The 18,650-nt window shown below is 74.6% G+C and carries 15 protein-coding genes and 1 pseudogene; 7 read left to right on the forward strand and 9 right to left on the reverse strand.

What is annotated here, in order from left to right; translation table 11 throughout:
- Positions 1–178: 178 nt before the first annotated feature.
- From ABID81_RS14540 to tcuA, 5 genes are all read right to left on the reverse strand, one after another.
- The gene (locus ABID81_RS14540; RefSeq protein WP_354595498.1) at positions 179–1,735 is read right to left on the reverse strand and encodes a tripartite tricarboxylate transporter permease; all 1,557 of its coding nucleotides are present in this window, start codon (positions 1,733–1,735) and stop codon (positions 179–181) included.
- Between the two features lie 3 nt (positions 1,736–1,738).
- Positions 1,739–2,329 (reverse strand): tripartite tricarboxylate transporter TctB family protein, encoded by a 591-nt coding sequence (locus ABID81_RS14545; protein WP_354595499.1) that lies wholly within the window; start codon positions 2,327–2,329, stop codon positions 1,739–1,741.
- Positions 2,326–3,369, reverse strand: a complete 1,044-nt coding sequence (locus ABID81_RS14550; RefSeq protein ID WP_354595500.1) for a Bug family tripartite tricarboxylate transporter substrate binding protein — start codon at positions 3,367–3,369, stop codon at positions 2,326–2,328. Before ABID81_RS14550 ends, ABID81_RS14545 begins: the two co-directional genes overlap by 4 nt.
- Positions 3,370–3,463: 94 nt before the next feature.
- Positions 3,464–4,183: a GntR family transcriptional regulator gene (locus tag ABID81_RS14555; RefSeq protein WP_354595501.1), complete on the reverse strand. Its 720-nt coding sequence runs from the start codon at positions 4,181–4,183 to the stop codon at positions 3,464–3,466.
- A gap of 3 nt (positions 4,184–4,186) precedes the next feature.
- Positions 4,187–5,719 carry an FAD-dependent tricarballylate dehydrogenase TcuA gene (tcuA, locus tag ABID81_RS14560; protein WP_354595502.1) on the reverse strand — a complete coding sequence of 511 codons (1,533 nt, stop codon included), beginning with the start codon at positions 5,717–5,719 and terminating at the stop codon, positions 4,187–4,189.
- Positions 5,720–5,857: 138 nt separating this feature from the next.
- On the opposite strand from tcuA, the gene ABID81_RS14565 reads away from it, so the two are divergent.
- Positions 5,858–6,796: an endonuclease/exonuclease/phosphatase family protein gene (locus ABID81_RS14565; RefSeq protein WP_354595503.1), complete on the forward strand. Its 939-nt coding sequence runs from the start codon at positions 5,858–5,860 to the stop codon at positions 6,794–6,796.
- 1 nt (position 6,797) lies between these two features.
- Positions 6,798–7,499 carry a DUF2238 domain-containing protein gene (locus ABID81_RS15720; RefSeq protein WP_502915238.1) on the forward strand — a complete coding sequence of 234 codons (702 nt, stop codon included), beginning with the start codon at positions 6,798–6,800 and terminating at the stop codon, positions 7,497–7,499.
- Positions 7,500–7,724: 225 nt separating this feature from the next.
- Here ABID81_RS15720 and ABID81_RS15725 read toward each other — a convergent pair.
- Positions 7,725–8,486 (reverse strand): annotated as a pseudogene (locus ABID81_RS15725) (glycosyltransferase); the annotation flags it as partial.
- On the opposite strand from ABID81_RS15725, the gene ABID81_RS14575 reads away from it, so the two are divergent.
- Positions 8,485–9,591, forward strand: coding sequence for an ATP-dependent DNA ligase (locus ABID81_RS14575; protein WP_354595505.1), 1,107 nt, complete (start codon positions 8,485–8,487; stop codon positions 9,589–9,591). The pseudogene ABID81_RS15725 and the gene ABID81_RS14575 sit on opposite strands and share 2 nt — an antisense overlap.
- A 99-nt stretch (positions 9,592–9,690) precedes the next feature.
- Here the strand turns inward: ABID81_RS14575 and ligD are convergent, their stop codons facing one another.
- Positions 9,691–10,707 carry a non-homologous end-joining DNA ligase gene (ligD, locus tag ABID81_RS14580; protein ID WP_354595506.1) on the reverse strand — a complete coding sequence of 339 codons (1,017 nt, stop codon included), beginning with the start codon at positions 10,705–10,707 and terminating at the stop codon, positions 9,691–9,693.
- Between the two features lie 266 nt (positions 10,708–10,973).
- Between ligD and ABID81_RS14585 the strand changes: the two genes are divergently transcribed.
- Positions 10,974–13,568, forward strand: a complete 2,595-nt coding sequence (locus ABID81_RS14585; protein WP_354595507.1) for a lamin tail domain-containing protein — start codon at positions 10,974–10,976, stop codon at positions 13,566–13,568.
- A gap of 123 nt (positions 13,569–13,691) precedes the next feature.
- Here the strand turns inward: ABID81_RS14585 and ABID81_RS14590 are convergent, their stop codons facing one another.
- Positions 13,692–14,708, reverse strand: a complete 1,017-nt coding sequence (locus tag ABID81_RS14590; RefSeq protein ID WP_354595508.1) for a PhzF family phenazine biosynthesis protein — start codon at positions 14,706–14,708, stop codon at positions 13,692–13,694.
- On the reverse strand, positions 14,705–15,484 hold the full coding sequence (aztA, locus tag ABID81_RS14595; RefSeq protein ID WP_354595509.1) for a zinc ABC transporter ATP-binding protein AztA: 780 nt from the start codon (positions 15,482–15,484) through the stop codon (positions 14,705–14,707). Before aztA ends, ABID81_RS14590 begins: the two co-directional genes overlap by 4 nt.
- 51 nt (positions 15,485–15,535) lie before the next feature.
- Here aztA and aztB point away from each other — a divergent pair, with 51 nt between their 5' ends.
- The 3 genes from aztB (at position 15,536) to aztC (ending at position 18,641) form a co-directional block, all read left to right on the forward strand.
- The gene (gene aztB, locus ABID81_RS14600) at positions 15,536–16,417 is read left to right on the forward strand and encodes a zinc ABC transporter permease AztB (RefSeq protein WP_354595510.1); all 882 of its coding nucleotides are present in this window, start codon (positions 15,536–15,538) and stop codon (positions 16,415–16,417) included.
- A 65-nt stretch (positions 16,418–16,482) separates the two neighbouring features.
- On the forward strand, positions 16,483–17,730 hold the full coding sequence (locus tag ABID81_RS14605; protein WP_354595511.1) for an ABC transporter: 1,248 nt from the start codon (positions 16,483–16,485) through the stop codon (positions 17,728–17,730).
- Entirely contained in the window at positions 17,727–18,641 is a 915-nt protein-coding gene (gene aztC, locus ABID81_RS14610) for a zinc ABC transporter substrate-binding protein AztC (protein WP_354595512.1), read from the forward strand. The genes ABID81_RS14605 and aztC overlap by 4 nt, the downstream gene beginning before the upstream one ends.
- Positions 18,642–18,650 lie beyond the last annotated feature (9 nt).

The raw sequence follows: 18,650 nt of genomic DNA on the forward strand, positions 1-18,650 counted from the left end.
GTGGCTCGCGTCAACTCTGCCACTTATGTCGACCGTTGACAAAAGATCGACGCGAATCGACACCGAACGGACATCGGCGACGGCCGTCGCCCGACGACGCGAGTGACGCCTGCGACGCCGAGGCGCGGGAGGCGCGGGTCGGGAGGCGCGGACGGTGGCCGACCCGCGCCTCCCGGGTTCACCGCCGGCCGGCCGTCTCGCGGTCGTCGACCGTGCGCACGGCGCCGGTCTCGACGCGCTCGGCGAGGATGCGCCGACGACGACGGCCGAGCGACAGGGCCCCCGGCACCACGAGGACGACGGCGATGGCGATCCAGAGCCCGACGGTCAGCGGGCTCGACACGAGGATGCCCGGGTCGCCCTCGGACAGGATCATCGCCCGACGCAGCTGCTGCTCGAGCAGCGGCCCGAGGATGAGCCCCACGACGGCGGGCGCGACGGGGATGTCCGCGATGCGCAGCAGCAGGCCGAGCGCACCGATGCCCGCCAGCAGGAAGAGGTCGGTGGTCGACCCGCCCGCCGAGTAGGCGCCCAGGCAGGCGAACACGACGACCGCGGCGTAGATGGCCCACGCCGGGATGGTCAGCACCCGGGCCCACACCTTGACCAGCGGCAGGTTGAGCACGAGCAGCATGACGTTGCCGATGTAGAGCGACGCGATGAGGGCCCAGACGAGGTCGCCGGACTCGGCGAACAGGGTCGGCCCGGGCTGCAGGCCGTACGACTGGAACGCCGTGAGGATGACCGCGGCCGTGGCCGAGGTCGGCAGCCCGATGGTCAGCAAGGGCACGAGCACGCCCGCCGCGGCGGCGTTGTTCGCGGCCTCGGGCCCGGCCACGCCCTCGATGGCGCCGTGGCCGAACTCGTCCTTGTGCTTCGAGAGCCGCTTCTCGGTCGCGTACGACAGGAAGGTCGGGATCTCGGCCCCTCCGGCCGGCAGCGACCCGATCGGGAACCCGAGGGCCGTGCCGCGCAGCCACGCGGGCCACGAGCGCTTGAACTCGTCGCGGGTCAACAGCGCCCGCCCCTTGACCGGCTGGACGGTCGTGCGGCCGGTCTTCGCGAGGACGTGCCCGAGCGCCTCGCTGATGGCGAACAGGCCGACGACCACGAGCACGACGTCGATGCCGTCGAAGAGGCCGCCGTTGCCGAAGGCGAGCCGGGCCTGGCCGGACTGCGCGTCGATGCCGACGAGTCCGATGGTGAGGCCGATCAGCAGGCTGGCGGCGCCCTTCAACAGGCTCGGGCCGAGCAGCGCGGACACGGTCACGAACGCGATCACCATGAGGGCGACGTACTCGGGCGGCCCGAGCTGGACGGCGAAGTCGGCCACCCAGGGGGCGACGAACGTGATGGCGATCGTGCCGACCGTGCCGGCGACGAAGGAGCCGAGTGCCGCGGTGGCGAGGGCCGACGCGGCGCGACCGGCCTTGGCCATCTTGTTGCCCTCGATGGCCGAGACGATCGAGGCGGACTCCCCCGGGGTGTTCAACAGGATCGACGTCGTCGACCCGCCGTACATGCCGCCGTAGTAGATGCCGGCGAACAGGATGAGCGCCGCCGCCGGGTCGAGGCGGAACGTGATGGGCAGCAGCAGGGCGACCGTCAGGGCCGGCCCGATGCCGGGCAGCACGCCCACCGCGGTGCCGATGGTGACGCCGAGCAGCGCCCAGAGCAGGTTCTCGGGCGTCAGCGCCGCCTCGAAGCCCTGCATCAGCAGGTTCAACTGGTCCATGGTCTAGAACCCCCAGGGTCCGGCCGGCAGCGCCAGGCCGATCACGCGGTCGAACAACAGGACGATGACGCCGGCGAGCACGAGCCCGTAGAGCGCCAGCCGCCACCACGGGCGCGGCGAGCCGAGCACGAGGGCCCCGGCGACGAACAGGGCGACCGAGACGACGGTGAAGCCGACGAAGGGCAGCAGCAGCCCGTAGACGACGATGCCGGCCAAGAGGCCGAGCACGCTCCAGAGGCGCGGGCTGACCGGGCCGACGCCGCGACGCACGACGACCAGGACGAACCGCAGGTTCACGACGACGAGCGCGGCACCCACCAGTGCGAGCAGCACCCCGATGATGGTCGGGAAGGCCGCGGGCCCGAGGGGCTCGCTCGTCGGGCGCAGCGACGCGGCGTCGCTCAGCACGACGACCGCGGCCACGACGAGCAGCAGGCCCACGACGGCCGTGACGGCGCCGCTGACCACCGCCGGGTGGTCGACGGCCCGCGCGGCGACGGACGACGGAGGCGCGGCGCGGCGGTCGCGGACCGTCCGCACCTCGGTGGTGTCGAGGCCGGGCGGCCCCGGCTTCTCGCGCCGGCGGGCGCTCATCGGTCGCCTCCCAGCCCGATGTCGTCGAGGACCGTGCCGATGGTCTCCTCTTGCGCGGCGACGAACTCGTCGAACTCGGGGCCGGTCAGGAACTCGTCGCCCCAGCCGCGGGTCTGGACGATGTCGCCCCAGGCCTCGGTGTCGTGCATCTCGGTGAGCATGGTGACCAGCGCCTCCTCGTCTTCTTCGCTGATGCCGGGGGGCGCGGCGACGCCGCGCCAGTTCTGCAGCTCGACGTCGAGGCCCTGCTCGTGGAAGGTCGCCACGTCGGGCAGGTTCTCGACCCGCTCGGGGCTCGACACCGCGAGCGCCCGCACCGAGCCGTCGGCGATGTAGGGCGCGATCTCGCTGATGCCCGAGATGCCGGCGGTCGACCGACCCGAGAGGAGGGTCGTGAGCGCCTCGCCGCCACCCGAGTGGGCGACGTACGAGACCTCGGCCGGGTCGGCACCGGCCGCCTGCGCGAAGAGGCCGGCGAGGATCTGCTCGACCCCGCCCGCCGAGCCGCCCGAGATGGACTGGGCGCCGACGTCGTCGCGCATGAGCTGGGCGAACTGGTCGAGGGACTCGATCTCGGAGTCGGCCGGCACGACGAGCACGAGGTACTCGGTGCTCAACCGGGCCAGCATCGTGACGTCCTGCAACGAGTAGGGCGACTCGTTCGTGATGACGGCGCCGATCATGATCGCGCCGGTGGCCATCAGCTGGCTCGCGTCGCCGCGGTGCTGGACGAACTGGGCGAGGCCCGGGGTGCCGCCCGCGCCTCCGACGTTGTAGACCTCGCTGCGACCGATCACGTCGGCGAGCGACGACTGCATGGCGCGCGCCGTCTGGTCCCAGCCGCCGCCGGGGTTGGCCGGCGCCATGATGCGCAGCTGCTGGCCGCCCAGGGCAGCCTGGATGGCGGTCGCCGGGCTGGCGCTGCGGGCCAGGTTGGTCGTCACGAGGGCGACCACGACGGCGATCGCGAGGGCGACGACCACCCCCAGGCCGATGCGGTCTCGGAGGCCCCCGCCGGGGGCACGTTCGTCTTCGGGCACCGTTGCTCCTGATCGATCGTCGACGTCTTCGTCACACTCTGTATACAGTGACGAGCCCCCGACGTCAACGAGGAGGCACGCTCGGCCGGGCGGGTCAGCCCAGTTCGGCGTCGACCTCGAGGCGCAACAGGTCGAGCCGGATCTCGCGGGCGCGCTGCATGTGCCGCCGGGCGACAGCACCGGCGCGCACGGCGTCACGCTCGCGGATCGCCGCCACGATCAGGGCGTGCTCGTCGAGGGCCTCGACCCAGCGGTCGCCCACCGACAGGGTCGAGCTCGGGGTGTGGATCAGGTGGACCGACAGCCGTTCGAGCAGGTCGAGCAGCACGGGGTTGTGCGCGGCGTCCCACAGCGCCGCGTGGAACTCGAGGTTCGTCGTCATGCGCAGGCGGTCGGAGGGCTCGACGAGAGCGCGGTCGCGGGCCACGAGCCCGTCGAGCCGCTCGAGGTCGTGGTCGTCGCGGGTGGTGGCAGCCTGCGACGCCACCTCGGCCTCGAGCATGATGCGCACGTCGTAGACCTGCACGACCTCTCGCGCGTCCACGCGCTTGACGAAGAGGCCCCGGGCACCGCGCTCGAGCAGGCGTTCGTGCTCGAGTCGCCCGAGCGCCGCCCGCACGGGCGTGCGCGAGACGCCGAAGCGCTCGGCCAGCACGACCTCGCGCAACGCGGCACCGGGCGGGATGGCGCCCGAGAGGATCTGGGCGCGCAACTCGTCGTGGATCGAGTCGCCGTCGTGTCGCATGGGCCGCTCGGCCCCGTCGCCGCGCACGTCGTCGGCCGCGGCCGCACCCGCGGCGCCGGTCGACCTCACCGGCTAGGCGGCCAGGCCGGCCCGCCGGCCGAACACCGCCCCTGCCGCCAGGCCGGAACCCCCGGGGTAGTTGCCGGAGAAGAGCCCGCCGAGCGCCTCGCCGACGGCGAAGAGCCCCGGCACGGTCGACCCGTCGTCGCGCCGCACCCGGCCGTCGACGTCGCCCGCCAGTCCGCCGAAGGTGAAGGTGATGCCACAGGTCACAGGGTAGGCGAAGAACGGACCCGTCTCGAGGGGCGTCGCCCAGTTGCTCTTCAGGGGCGTGACGTCGGCCCGCCGGCCGTCCTTGACGGTCGGGTCCCACGGCACCGAGAGGTCGATCGAGGCGTTGTACTCGCGGATCGTCGCGACGAACGCGTCCGCGTCGACGTCGAGCGAGGCGGCGAGCTGCTCGAGCGTGTCGGCCTGCACGACGCTGATGCCGGGCATGTCGTACTCCTCGGTGCGCAGCATCGGACGCAGCGTGGCGTCGAAGACCTGGTAGGCGATGCCGCCGGGTTGTCCGAGGATGCGCCCGCCGAACTTGGCGTACGTGTAGTTGCGGAAGTCCTCGCCCTCGTCCACGAAGCGCCGGCCCTCACGGTTCACGATGACCCCGAGCGGGTAGCTCTGGCGGGTGAAGCGGTTGGTCAGCTCGCGGTTGCCCTCGTTGTCGGGGTGGAAGGCGTCCCACTGCACGCTGTGCGCGGTGGTCCAGTCACCGCCACGGGCGGCCCCGAGGTCGAGGGCGGCCTCGATGAGCTCGCCCGTGTTGAGGGGCGTGCCGCGCACGACGGCCGAGCCCCAACCCGGGCCGAGGTGGCGCTCCCGCAGCTCGGGACTCGACTCGAACCCGCCCGACGCGACGACCACCGACTCGGCCCGCACCTCGTGCTCGCGACCCTCGGCGTCGACGCAGGTCACGCCCGTGACCGACACCGGCGCCGCGCCTCCCGCCGCCGCGTCACCGACCTCCGCCGCGCCTCCGTCGGGCGACGTGACGAACCCGGTGACGCGGACCCCGTAGGCGACCCGGTAGCCGAGCCGGTCGGCGACCGCGCGGTGGTCGGCGATCAGCCCCTTGCCCCCGTCGACGTTGCCGAGGTGGAGCCCGCCCCAGAACAGGTAGCCGCCGCCGTCGCGCTCGTAGGCCTGGCGCTCGTACATGAGGCGGTAGCGGAGGCCCAGGTCGTGCAGCCAGGCGACGGCGTCGCGCGACTCGTCGACGAGCACGGCCGTCAGGTCGGGGTCGTTGCGGCCCGAGGTGACCTTCCGGAGGTCGGCCGCGTACTCGGCGGCGGGGTACGGCGGCACCTCGGTGACGTCGTGCCGGTCGTCGGGCTCGACGATGTCGACCAGGTCGGCGAGTCCGTCGTGCGCGATGCGGGTCGCCCCGGCGGTGTAGTAGCTGTTGCCGCCCGACTCGGCTTCGCCGCCCCGTTCGAGGAGCAGCACGCTCCGGCCCCGCGAGGCGGCGGCGTGGGCCGCCGTGAAACCGGCGTTGCCACCACCCACCACGACGACGTCGACGGACTCGGGCAGGGACGTGTCGGGCATGGGTTCTCCTCGTCGAGACGGACCATTAGTGTATACACTAACTAGCCCCGGTGTCGACCCCGGGGGCCCGAGGAACGAGGGCGTCCGGTCCCGCCGACCGGGCGCGTCACCCGAGGACGGCCTACCGTCGCCCGTGTCATGACGCCCCCGACCGACCCGACCGCCCCCTCCTCCGCCACCTCCGATGCGGACGGCGTCCGGGTCGCCCCGACGGTCGGCCCGGTCGACGCCCCCGACCTGCACCTGATGACCTACAACATCCGTCGTCGCATGCCCCAGGTGCTCTCGACGAGGCACGCGCGGGCGGACCGCTGGGCGTCCCGGCTGCCGGCCCTGCGCCTCCTGCTCGAGGCCGAGGCCCCGGCGGTGCTCGGCATCCAGGAGGCGCTGCCCGACCAGTCGGCGCAGCTCTCGGAGGCACTCGGCGAGCGGTACGCCTCGGTGGGGACCGGGCGCGACCGCGACCGTGGCGGCGAGCGCGTCGAACTGCACGTCGACACGACCCGCCTCACCATCGTGCGGCACGAGTCGTTCTGGCTGTCAGCGACGCCCCGCGTGCCGGGCTCGCACACCTACGGCAACATGATCCCCCGCACGGCCGTCCACGCCGAGCTCGAGGACCGGGCGACCGGTGCCCGGCTGCACGTCGTCGTGACCCACTTCGACCACCTCTCGGCCCGGTCGCGGCGGCACTCGGCCGTGCAGCTGCGCACCTTCACCGACGCCCTCGAGGGTCCCGTCGCGGTGATGGGCGACTTCAACGCCGTCGTCGGCTCGCCCGCGCACCGCGAGCTGACCCGCGGACGACTCGTCGACAGCCGCGAGGTCGCCGACGAACGCCTCGACCCGGGCTGGGGCTCGTACTCGGACTACGGGCCGCCGCGCGTCGGCGGCCGTCGCCTCGACTGGCTGCTCGTCGACGGCGCGGCCCACGTCGACCGGGCGGGCGTCGGAGCCCTCCGCCCCGGCGGCGTCGCCCCCTCCGACCACGACCCCGTGCACGCCGTCGTGCAATGGCCGTCCCAGCAGACCCAGTCCGGGCAGACCCCGTCCGAGCACCGCCCCCAGGAGGCCTGAGATGCCCACCGTCGCCGAGGCCTTCCTCCGCCGCCCGCACGGCACGCTCGAGTACGTCGCCGACGCCGTCCGGGTGGTCGCCGCCCTGAGCGTCGTCGTGGTCGGCGTCGGGTGGGGCGTGGTCGAGATCGCAGTGCTCATGCTGGCGCTGCTCGGCACCCTCGTGCCCCGCATGCTGGGCCTGCGCGCCTCGGTCGACCTGATGGTCGGCGTCGCCGTCCTCGGGGCCGCCTGGAGCAGCGTCTTCGAGCTCTACACCCGCGTCGCCGGCTACGACACCGTGGTGCACTTCGTGCTCAACGGCCTGCTGGCCGCGGTCGTCGTCGTGCTCGCCCGGCGTGCCGGCTGGGTGGTCTCGCCGAACGACGCCGGACGAGGAGGCGCGGGGCGCTCCGCCCGCGTCGGCTCAGTCGTGCTGACGGTCGCCTTCGGCCTCGCCGCGGGCACCCTGTGGGAGATGGGCGAGTGGGCGGGCCACACCCTCGTCGACTCCGCGATCTTCGTGGGCTACGACGACACGATCGGCGACCTCGCCGCGGGCGGCCTCGGGTCGCTCCTGGCCGGGCTGGCGATGCCGTTCGTCGTGGGGGGCGACGTCCGCGGGCGTGTCGCGCGCGCCTCCTCGTCCGGCGTCGACGGTGGCGCGGTCGGCGTCGGGCCCGACGCCGTCGGACACGGCCGCCCGCGCGTCCACCACCGGTGACGGTGCCCAGCCGAGGCGCGTGAACAGGCCGGCCGGGTCGGCCCGCAGCCAGCGCGACCAGGGCAGGCCGTCGGTGCCGTGCACCGTGAACGAGTGCAGCGCCCGGTAGGTGCGCAACCACGGCGCGTTGCCCGGGTCGAGCGGCCGGGCCGAGATGCCCGTGACGACGTCGCGGCGGTAGGCGATGCGCCCGCGGCCGGCGAGCTGGCGGTCGCCGAGGTGCAGGGCGAGGTCCATGTCGTCGTGCAGCAGGGTCTCGTGCCGGTGCACCTCGTCGCGCACGTCGAGCCAGGCGGTGCGACGCATCATCATCGTCGAGCCGAACAGCGGCCAGTGCGCCAGGGCGGCCCCGATCACGAGGTGGTACGCACCGACGTACAGGGCCGAGAGCAGGCGCTCGACCCCGACCGGCGCGTCGTAGAAGCGGGCGTTCGTGCTGACGGCGAGCACGTCGGCGTCGTCGGCGAGGGTGCCCACCAGGTCGGCGACCCAGGTGCGGGGCAGGACGCTGTCGGCGTCGACCCGGCCGATGAGGTCGGCGGGCGGGTGCGGGGTCGGGGAGGCCGCGGGGCGCCCGTCGGGGCCGACGCCCGCGGCCGTGTCGTAGCCGGTGCTCGCCGCGGCGGCGATGCCCACCTGGGGCTCGGTGACCACGCGGGCACCGTGCCGCAGGGCCACCTCGACCGTGTCGTCGGTGCTGCCGTTGTCGACCACGATCACCTCGTCGGGCACGCGGGTCTGCCGGGCGAGCGACCGGAGGCACGCGTCGAGCAGGGCTCCGTCGTCTCGGACGGGGACGACCACGGAGACACGCACCAGCCCATCCAACCCGGTCGAGCACGTTCCCGTCGACCGCCGACACCCCAGGACGTCGCCGAGACCCCCGCGCGCGCACGCGGGTCTCGGCGACTTCCCGGGGTCTCGGCGCTCCGCGGGGTCCGCGGGGTCCGGCCGCGCGTCCGCCCGCCGGGAGCAGACTCGGCACATGATCCCGACCGCCGCCGAACCGATCGTCCCGATGCTCGCCAAGGCCGTGGCCGAGGTGCCCGAGCCCGACTCCGTCGAGGGCGGGCTGAGCTACGAACCGAAGTGGGACGGGTTCCGCGGCATCGTCTACGCCACGCGGGCCGAGGCCGACTCCGCGGGCGACGCCGAGGCCGACGCCCCGGGCGACGCCCGGCTGACCGTCGAGATCGGCAGCCGCGGGTCGAAGATGCTCACGCGGTACTTCCCCGAACTCGTCGAGGCCCTGGCGCGCGTGCTGCCCGGGCCCTGCGTCCTCGACGGCGAGATCGTCGTCCGCACCGGCGAGCCGGGCCACGAGCGGCTCGACTGGGAGGCCCTCGGCCAGCGCATCCACCCCGCGGCCTCGCGCGTCGCCACGCTCAGCGTCGAGACCCCGGCGACGTTCGTCGCCTTCGACCTGCTCGCCCTGGGCGACCGCGACCTGCTCGACTCCCCCTTCGCCGAGCGTCGCGCGCTGCTGCTCGAGACCGTGGCAGGCGCGGGTCACCCCCTCCACGTCACGCAGGCGACCGACGACGTCACGACGGCCCGTCGGTGGCTGACCGAGTTCGAGGGCGCCGGGCTCGACGGGGTCGTGGCGAAGCCGACCCGCGCCTCCTACGCCCCGGGGAAGCGGACGATGCTGAAGGTCAAGCACCACCGGACCGCCGACGTGGTGGTGCTCGGCTACCGCGTCCACAAGAGCGGTTCGGGGGTGGGGTCGCTGTTGCTCGGCCTGTACGACGACGAGGGCGAGCTGCACGGCGTGGGAGGCGCGTCCGCGTTCTCGGACGCCCGTCGCCTCGAGCTCGTCGACGAGCTGGCGCCGTACGTCGACCGCGACGAGGACGGCGAGGTGCGGCACGCCGAGACCGAGCGCAGCCGCTTCTCGTCGGGCAAGGACGTGTCGTTCGTGCCCCTCCGCCCCGAGCGCGTGGTCGAGGTGCGCTACGACCAGATGGAGGGCACGCGCTTCCGCCACACCGTCCAGGTCGAACGGTGGCGCGACGACCGCGAGGCCCGCTCGTGCGGCTACGACCAGCTCGAGGTGCCCGCGGCGTACGACCTGGGTGAGGTGCTCGCCTAGGCGACCCGCGCCTCCTCGGTGCCACCGCACCGGGTCTCGTGCACCGCACCGCGTCTAGGCGAGGTGTGATGCACGAAAGGCGGTGCCGCGCGGCGCGGGTCAGTCGGCGGCGGGCTTCCGCGCGCGGCTGGGCTGGACGCGCGGCGGCTCACCCGGCATCTTCGGGAAGTCCGGGGGGAAGGGCAGTTCGCCGAGGCCGTCGGCGACGTCGCGCTCCCACCAGGCGAGCAACGTGTCGATGCGCCCGGGCGACTCGTGCATCGACGCCCACGGGTCGCCGTGCGTCTGCAGCCGCTCGGGCACGGTCAGCACGGTGTGCTCGGCGGGGTCGACGCCGGGCAGGTCGTCCCACGAGACCGGCAACGACACGGAGGCGCGGGGCAGCGCCCGAGGAGACCAGGCACCCGCCATGGTCCTGTCGCGGTTGGCCTGGTTGTAGTCGACGAAGAGGCGGTCGCCGCGCTCCTCCTTCCACCAGGCGGTGGTGACGCGGTCGGGCGTGCGACGCTCGAGCTCACGGGCGGCGGCGATCACGGCGTGCCGCACCTCGAGGAACTCGTGCGTCGGTTCGATCGGGGCGAAGACGTGCAGGCCCCGGTTGCCGCTGGTCTTGACGAACGCGGTCAGCCCCGCCTCGTCGAGCACAGCCCGCAGGTCGAGCGCCGCGGTCACGGCGTCGGCGAAGCTCGTGCCCGGCTGCGGGTCGAGGTCGACGCGCAGCTGGTCGGGCAGGTCGGGCTGCTCGGCGCGGCTCGCCCAGGGGTGGAAGACCAGGGTGTTCATCTGGGCCGCCCAGACGGCCGCGGCGGGCTCGTCGATCACGAGCTGGGGGTGCACCCGGCCGCTCGGGTAGGTGACGTCGACGGCCCGGACGTAGTCGGGGGTGCCGCGCGGCGGGTTCTTCGAGAAGTACTGGTCGCCGTCGACGTCGCCACCGAAGCGCTGCAGCGAGATCGGCCGGTCGCCGTTGGCCGCGACGAACGGTCCGCCGACCTCGACCAGGTACCGGGCCAGGTCGAGCTTCGTCACGCCGAGGTCGGGCCAGAGCACGCGCGACGGACTGCTGATGCGGACGTCGCGGTCGCCCACCCGCAGGGTCGTCGCCTCGGATGCCATGCCCGTGACGCTAGTCCCGCCGGGCCGGTCCGGGTCGGCGCGGGTCGGCGCGGGTCGCGTGGGCAAGCGCGGGTCGGCGCGGGTCGGCGCGGGCCCGCCGAACCCCGTTCGCGAAGAGGAACCCCGTTCTTCCGTGGTTCGTCTTCGTGGACGGGGTTCGAGGCGGGGCGCCCGCCCTGACGGCGAACCCCGTTCACGGCTCGTTCACCTGCACGTCGCCTCCGTCCGAGATGGTTCGGTCCACACCCGACGAAACGGACCCCCGCATGCGCACGCCCCTGCTCCGCCTCGGCGCCCTGACCCTGGCCGGCTCGATCGCCGCCGCCGGGCTCGTGGCCACGAGCGCCCTGCCCGCCCTCGCGGCCGACGCCGACGTCGTCGTCAACGAGATCGACACGACCGACGACTGGGTCGAGCTGCTCAACACCGGCCAGGCCTCGACCGACGTGTCGGGCTTCGTGCTGCGTGACAGCAACGACACCCGCACGCTGGCCCTGCCCGCCGGCACCGTCCTGGCCGCGGGCGAGCGGCTCGTCGTCGACGTGGCCGACGACGCCGTGTGGGGCACCGCCGCCTACGGGCTCGGACGCGACGACGCCGTCCGGCTGTACGCCGCCGACGGTGCCACCCTGCTCGACTCGTACGCCTGGACGCAGTTCCCGACGACGACCTACGGCCGGTGCGCCGACGGCACGGGCGAGTTCACGACCACCGCGGCGGGCACCCGGGGTGTCGCCAACTCGTGCGTCACGGCGCCGGCCCCGACCGACCCCACCACGCCGACCGACCCCGACCCCGTCCCCGCCGAGCCCGCCACCACCGACGTGGTGGTCAACGAGGTCGAGTCGAACGGCGACGACACCGACTGGGTCGAGCTGACCAACGTCGGCACCGCTCCCGTCGACGTGTCGGGCTACACGTTCCGTGACGAGGACGACGTCCGCACCCCCTTCACCCTGCCCGCGGGCTCGATTGTCGACCCCGGCGCGTTCTTCGTGATCGACCAGGCCTCGGGCTCGAACCCGGTCGGCTTCGACTTCGGGCTCGGCCAGCCCGACTCGGCACGCCTGTTCGACACCGCCGGCACGCTCGTCGCCTCGTACGCCTGGAGCGTCCACAGCACCGTCAGCTACGGCCGCTGCCCCGACGGCACCGGTGACCTCACGACGACGACCGCCTCGACGAAGGGCGCGGCGAACGACTGCTCGTCGCCCGTGCGCGTCAACGAGGTCGAGAGCCAGGGAGGCGCGCCCGGCGACTGGGTCGAGCTCACCACCGTGGGCACCACGTCGGTCGACCTCGGCGGCTACGTGCTGACCGACTCCGACCCGACGCACCGCTACGTGATCCCGGCCGGCACGGTCGTCGCGCCCGGCGGGTTCGTCGTGCTCGACGAGGCCACCCCGACCACGGCCGGCTTCGACTTCGGGCTGGGCGGCGCCGACTCGGTGCGCCTGCTGCTGCCGGACGGCACGACGGCAGCCGACGGTTCGACCGTCGCGGACGAGTACTCGTGGACGACGCACGCCGCCACCACCTACGGCCGCGGCCCCGACGGCACGGGCGACTTCGCCGTCACGTCGGCCCCCACCAAGGGCACGACGAACACCTTCGCAGGCGTGACCGTGCCGTCGGCCTGGCCCGGTGGACCCGACGAGGTCCCCCTGGACGACGAGGGCACCTTCACCGGCGACCTCAGCGGCCTCGACTACGAGCCGACCGGCACCGCGACCCCCGGCACGCTCTGGGCCGTGCAGAACGGCGACGGCCTGCTCTACCGCGTGGTGTCCGACGGCGCGGGCGGCTGGATGCCGCAGACGACCGACGGCTGGGCCGCGGGCAAGAGGCTGCTCTACCCGAGCGGCGTCGCGTCCGACGTGGTCGACGCCGAGGGCGTCACCGTGGCCGGCGACTCGTCGGCGGGCGGTGTCTACGTCTCGACCGAGCGCAACAACGCCTCCGGCTCGGTCAGCCGCCCCTCGGTGCTGCGCTACGACGTGACCTCGGCCGGATCGGCCACGACCCTCGTCGCGACGGACGAGTGGAACCTCGCGGCGGACTTCCCCGGACTGGGAGCGAACGCGGGCCTCGAGGGCATCACCTGGGTGCCCGACGCGTGGCTGACCGAAGCGGGCTTCGTCGACGAGGCGACCGGCGCCTCCTACGACCCGGCCACCTACGCCGGCCACGGCGACGGGCTGTTCTTCGTCGGCGTCGAGGGCACCGCGAGCGTCTACGCCTACGCCCTGATGGCCGACGGGTCGTTCGAGCGGGTGGCCACGATCGCCACGTCGTTCGCCCTGGTCGCCGACCTGCAGTTCGACGCCGACCTCGACGCGCTCTGGGTCGTCTGCGACGAGGCCTGCTCGGGTCGCACCGCGCTGTTCTCGGTCGACGAGGCGGGCGCCTTCGCCGAGGACGTCGTCTACGACGCCCCGGCGAACGCCGACCGGGGGCTCGCCAACGAGGGCTTCGCCATCGCCCCGGCGGCGACGAGCGTCGACGGGTCCCGCCAGACCTTCTACGCGGACGACAACGACACCGACGGGTTCTCGCTGCGCGCCGGGACCTTCCCCGGCGTCGCGGCCGAGCCCGGCACGCCCGGCGACCCCGGGACGCCCGGCGACCCGGGCACGCCCGGTGCCCCCGGGACGCCGATCGAGCCCGGCGTCCCCGGGTCGCCGGCCGACCCCGGCACCGGCGTGACGCCCGTCGGGCAGGGCTCGGGCCCCGCCGGGGTGGACGGGCAACTCGCCTTCACCGGGTCCGACGCCCGGTGGGCGGCGGCTGCGGCCCTCCTGTTCGTGCTGGCGGGGGCGGCGACCCTGGTCGTGCGCCGTCGTCGACTCACCCGCGACTGACCCGCGACGCGCCTCGAACCCCGTTTCGAACGATGCACCCGGAAACATCCGGGTTCGTCGTTCGAAACGGGGTTCATCGTCGTGCGGCGCCTGAGCGACGGCCCGGCAGGACGGCTCAGCCGCTCAGCGGGCCGGCGCGTCGGGCAGGGGCGTCGCCGTGCCCGTCACGGTGATGCCGCCGGTGACGGGCACGTCGACCACGAGCAGGCTCGGCCGACCCACGTGCCGGCCCTGCCGCACCACGACCCGGGCAGGAGGCGCGATCAGGTCGAGCGCGCGGAGGTACCCGCCCAGCGACGCGGCCGCCGAGCCCGTGGCAGGGTCCTCGGTGATCGAGCCGACCGGGAAGAGGTTGCGCGCCTCGACCACGGTCGCACCGGACTCGTCGACGCCCTGGTCGCAGAACACCGTGACCGTGCCGGCCCAGCCCTGCTCGTCCATCAGGGCCCGGAGGGCGGCCGGGTCGAAGCCGAAGCCGTCGAAGACCCGCTGCTCGCGGACCGCCACCACGGGGTGACGGTTGCCGGCGAACGACTCCCGCAGGGGACGTCGGTCGTCGAGGTCGGTGCGCCCGAGACCGAGGAGCGCCAGCAGGCGGTCGGTGACGGCCGGGTCGAGGTCGCGCACGACCGGCTCGACGCTCGTGAACGACGCCGTCACCGGGCCCCGCACAACGTCTCCGGAACCGTCACCCCGCGCCGTCTCGATGACGACCGGCCCGACCGCGGTGTCGAGCGTGAACGCCCCGACCCCTCGTCGCTCGGCCAGGGCGACCGCGGTCGCGATCGTCGCGTGCCCGCAGAACGGCACCTCGGCCCCGGGTGAGAAGTAGCGCACGGCCACGCGCCGGTCGTCGCCGGCGACGGACGCGTCGACCACGAAGGCCGTCTCGGCGTGGCCCACCTCGGCCGCGACCCGCAGCATGTCGACGGCCGTCAGGGCCGACGCGTCGAGCACCACGCCGGCGGGGTTGCCGCCTCCGGGGCCGACGGCGAAGGCCGTCAGGTGCAGGACGTCGGCGGACGGGGCCGACGACGACGGGTCGGCGGACGGGGCCGACGACGACGGGTCGGCGGACGGGGCCGACGACGACGGGCCGTCGGACGGGAGGGGCTCGGGCGCGGGTCTGCGGTCGGTCACGACGCCACTGTGCCGCACCGCGCCTCCTCGTCGCCAGCGCCACCTCGCACCCGGTGGCCCGGGGCCGACGGGGCGGCGCTGTCCTCGTCCGCGACGGGACGCCCGGCATCCCCGTCGCCCCCGTCGCCCGGACCGGCGACGACGCGACCCGCCTCGAGGCGGACGACGCGGTGCGCGGCACCGATCAGCGTCGGGTCGTGCGAGACGACGAGCACGGCCGTGCCGTGGGCCGCCTCGTCGAACAGCGTCGTCAGGATGCGGGCGGCACCGGCGGCGTCGAGGCCCGTCGTCGGCTCGTCGAGCAGCAGCAGGCGGGCACCGCGGGCGAGGCCGTGGGCGAGGAGCGCCCGTTGCCGCTGGCCTCCCGACAGGGCCGCGAAGGGGCGCCGGGCGAGGTCGGCGACGTCCAGACGGACGAGCGCCTCGTCGACGGCGGCCCGGGCGCCACGATCCAGGGGGCGCCACCGGCCGACCCGGCCCCAGGCACCGACCGAGACCACGTCCCGCACGGTCAGCGGCAGGCGGTCGGAGACCGACGTGCGCTGCGGCACGAAGGCGGCCGTCGCGGTCACGGCACGCGTCCCCGACGTCGGCGGTCGGACGCCGGCGACGACCTCGAGCAGGGTCGACTTGCCGGCGCCGTTGGGTCCGGCGACCACCGTGACGGCACCCGCGGGCACGTCGAGGTCGACGCCGGCCAGGGCGACGCGGTCGCCGTACGAGACGCCCACGCCCCGGAGGCGCGCGAGGGACGAGGGACGGGTGACGGTCGGCATGCCACCACCCTAGTTGATAAGCGTTCTCATTCTCAGCTACGGTCATGTCTCGTGCCCTTCCTCTCCCCCGCCGTCCTCGAGCCGTTCTCGTTCGACTTCGTCCAGCGCGCCCTCGTCGGCGGCGGCCTCGTCGCCGTCCTCTGCGGCGTCGTCGGCACCTGGGTCGTCGTGCGGGGCATGGCCTTCCTCGGCGAGGCCCTCGCCCACGGCCTGCTGCCCGGCGTCGCGATCGCCACGGTGCTCGGCGCGCCGGTCCTGGTCGGCGGCGCGGTCAGCGCCGTCGTCATGAGCCTCGGCGTCGCCGCCCTGCAGCGCCGCGGGCGGCTGTCGTACGACACGAGCATCGGCCTGTTGTTCGTCGCGATGCTCGCGCTCGGCGTCGTCGTCGTCTCGCACTCGGGCAGCTTCGCGACCGACGCCACGTCGATCCTGTTCGGCGACGTGCTCGCGATCTCGGCCACCGACCTCGCCCTGCTCGCCGCGGCGACCGTGGTCGGCGTGGTCGTGGCCGCCGTGTTCCACCGCCCGCTCGTGGCCCTCGCACTCGACCCCCGCCTGGCCGCCGTGCTCGGGCTGGGGCCGCGGTCGGCGCAGGCCGTCCTCGTCGGGCTCGTCACCCTCGCCGTCGTCGCCTCGTACCAGGCCGTCGGCTCGTTGCTGGTCGTCGGCCTGCTGCTCGCACCGGCGGTCGCGGCCGGCCCCTGGACGACGCGCCTGCCCGCCCGCATGGCGCTCGCCTCCGGGGTGGGGGTGCTCGCCGTGGCCGTGGGGCTGCTCGTCTCGTGGCACGCCGCGACGGCCGCGGGAGCGTCGATCGCGGCGACGGCCGTCGCCTTCGCGGGGCTGTCGGGGGCCGGCCGAGCCGTCGTGAGCCGACGGCGGTCCGGACGAGCCGGCCCGCACCTCCCGGCGACCGACGCCGTCACGGCCTGACCCGCCCCGCCCGCGGGCGCAGCACCCACCCGTCCACCCCACCCACCCGCTCCCGGAAGGACCGCATGCGATCCCCCCTCCTCTCGACCTGCGTGGCCGGCGCGCTCGCCCTCGGGCTCGTCGCCTGTTCGACCGGCCCCACCGCCGACGGCACCGGCACCGGCCCCACCGCGGACGCCCCGACCGGCGGGTCCGGCGACGGCCACGGCGCCGTGGCCGGTGCCGAGGAGCTGCCCGAACCGCGCCTCGGCCTGACCACGATCGACCCCTCGGGCACCGTCGGCCACCTCGACCTGCTCGACGGGTCCGTCACCGGGCTCGGCTCGGTCGGCGCCCCGACCGCCGTGTCGACCGACGGCCGGTACCTGTTCGCCGAGACCGGGGACGGCGTCGAGGTGGTCGACAGCGGCGCGTGGACCTGGGACCACGTCGACCACTTCCACTACTACCGGGCCGAGCCACGCCTGCTCGGCACCGTCGAGGGGGACGGCCCGGCGACCGTCGCGACGACGAACCTCTCGACCTCGGGCTCGACCGGCGTGCACTTCGCCGGCTCGGGCGACGCCGTCCTGCTCGACACCGAGGCCCTGTCGCGTGGCGAGCTGCGCGAGCGGTTCCGCCTCGACGGCGACCCGGGCGACGGCATGGTCGTGCCCGTCGGATCGTTCGCCCTGGTCACCGAGGGCCGCGGCGACCGGACCACGCTGGTCGGCCGCACCGCCGACGGCGACGAGACCGGCCTCCGCGAGACCTGCCCCGACGCGGCCGGCACGATCACCACCCGCGTCGGCGCCGTCGTCGGCTGCTCGGACGGCGCCCGGCTCGCGACGGTCGTCGACGACGAGCTCGTGGTCGAGCGCATCCCCTACCCGCAGGGCGCCACCGCGGCCCCGGCGACGGCCTTCGACAACCGGGAGGGGCGACCCACCGTGGCCGCGCTCGCCGGCTCCGAGGGCGTCTGGCTGCTCGACACCCGGGCCCGTGCCTGGACGCTGCTGCCCGCACCGACCCCGCTGGCGCACGTGACCGCCGTGGACGACGCCGACCAGCGCCTCCTCGCCCTCGCCCGGGACGGCCGGGTGCTCGTCCTCGACGGCGGCACCGGCGCGATCGTGGCCGAGACGGCGCCGCTCGTCGCCGACTCGCTCGCCGCGGGCCGCACCCCGACCCTGATCGCCGACCAGCAGCGGGCCTACCTCTCGGCCCCGGTCGAGGGGATGCTGCACGAGATCGACCCCGCCGACGACGCGCGCGTCGCCCGCAGCTTCGAGACCGGGACCGAACCGGCCTTCGTCGCGGAGACCGGCCGGTGAGCCGGTCGCGAGCCCTCCTCGCCGGACTCACCGCAGCCGCCGTCCTGGCCCTCACCGCCTGCGCACCCGCGGGCGACGACCGCCCCACCGTCGTCGTGTCGACGAACATCCTCGGCGACGTCGTCGGCGAGCTCGTCGGCGACCAGGCCGAGGTGGTCACGCTGATGGCGCCGGACGCCGACCCGCACTCGTTCGAGATCTCGGCACGGCAGGCGGCCCGCATGCGGGCGGCCGACCTCGTCGTCTCGAACGGCCTCGGCCTCGAGGAGGGGCTGCAGCAGCACCTCGACGCGGCCGTCGACGCCGGCGCGCCCGCTTTCGTCGCGGGAGACGCGATCGACGTGCTCGAGTACCGAGAGGGAGACGCGGCCGGCACGCCCGACCCGCACCTCTGGACGGACCCCGGACAAATGCTCGACGTCGTCGACGCGCTCGAGCCGGTGCTCGCCGAGGTCGACGGCGTTGACGACGCCCTCCTCGCCACCCGGACGGCCGACTACCGCGCCGCCCTCGACCGGCTCGACGCCGAGATGAGCACGGCCTTCGCCGCGATCCCGGCCGACCGCCGCGCCCTCGTGACGAACCACCACGTGTTCGGCTACCTCGCCGAGCGTTTCGACTTCGACGTCGTCGGTGCCGTGATCCCCGGGGGCACGACGCTCGCGGCCCCGTCGGCGTCCGACCTCGCCGACCTGGTCGACGCCGTCGAGAGGACGGGCGTGCCGACCGTCTTCGCCGAGTCGTCGTCGCCCGACCGGCTCGTGCAGGCCCTGGCGAGCGAGGCGGACGTCCACGTCGACGTCGTCGAGCTGTTCACCGAGTCGCTCACCGCGGCCGACGGCGACGCCCCCGACTACCTGACCATGATGCGCGTCGACACCGAGCGCATCGCCACCGGGCTCTCCCCCTGAGCGCCCGTC

It is taken from the genome of Frigoribacterium sp. PvP054 (genome assembly GCF_040547465.1).
Taxonomy (GTDB): domain Bacteria; phylum Actinomycetota; class Actinomycetes; order Actinomycetales; family Microbacteriaceae; genus Frigoribacterium.

Coding starts and splice junctions, on each gene's coding strand:
- ABID81_RS14565 (WP_354595503.1), top strand. CDS start 5,858: ATGACGCCCCCGACCGACCCGACCGCCCCCTCCTCCGCCACCTCCGAT.
- ABID81_RS14585 (WP_354595507.1), top strand. CDS start 10,974: ATGCGCACGCCCCTGCTCCGCCTCGGCGCCCTGACCCTGGCCGGCTCG.
- ABID81_RS15720 (WP_502915238.1), top strand. CDS start 6,798: ATGCCCACCGTCGCCGAGGCCTTCCTCCGCCGCCCGCACGGCACGCTC.
- ligD (WP_354595506.1), bottom strand. CDS start 10,707: ATGGCATCCGAGGCGACGACCCTGCGGGTGGGCGACCGCGACGTCCGC.
- ABID81_RS14545 (WP_354595499.1), bottom strand. CDS start 2,329: ATGAGCGCCCGCCGGCGCGAGAAGCCGGGGCCGCCCGGCCTCGACACC.
- ABID81_RS14575 (WP_354595505.1), top strand. CDS start 8,485: ATGATCCCGACCGCCGCCGAACCGATCGTCCCGATGCTCGCCAAGGCC.
- ABID81_RS14540 (WP_354595498.1), bottom strand. CDS start 1,735: ATGGACCAGTTGAACCTGCTGATGCAGGGCTTCGAGGCGGCGCTGACG.
- ABID81_RS14605 (WP_354595511.1), top strand. CDS start 16,483: ATGCGATCCCCCCTCCTCTCGACCTGCGTGGCCGGCGCGCTCGCCCTC.
- aztA (WP_354595509.1), bottom strand. CDS start 15,484: ATGCCGACCGTCACCCGTCCCTCGTCCCTCGCGCGCCTCCGGGGCGTG.
- tcuA (WP_354595502.1), bottom strand. CDS start 5,719: ATGCCCGACACGTCCCTGCCCGAGTCCGTCGACGTCGTCGTGGTGGGT.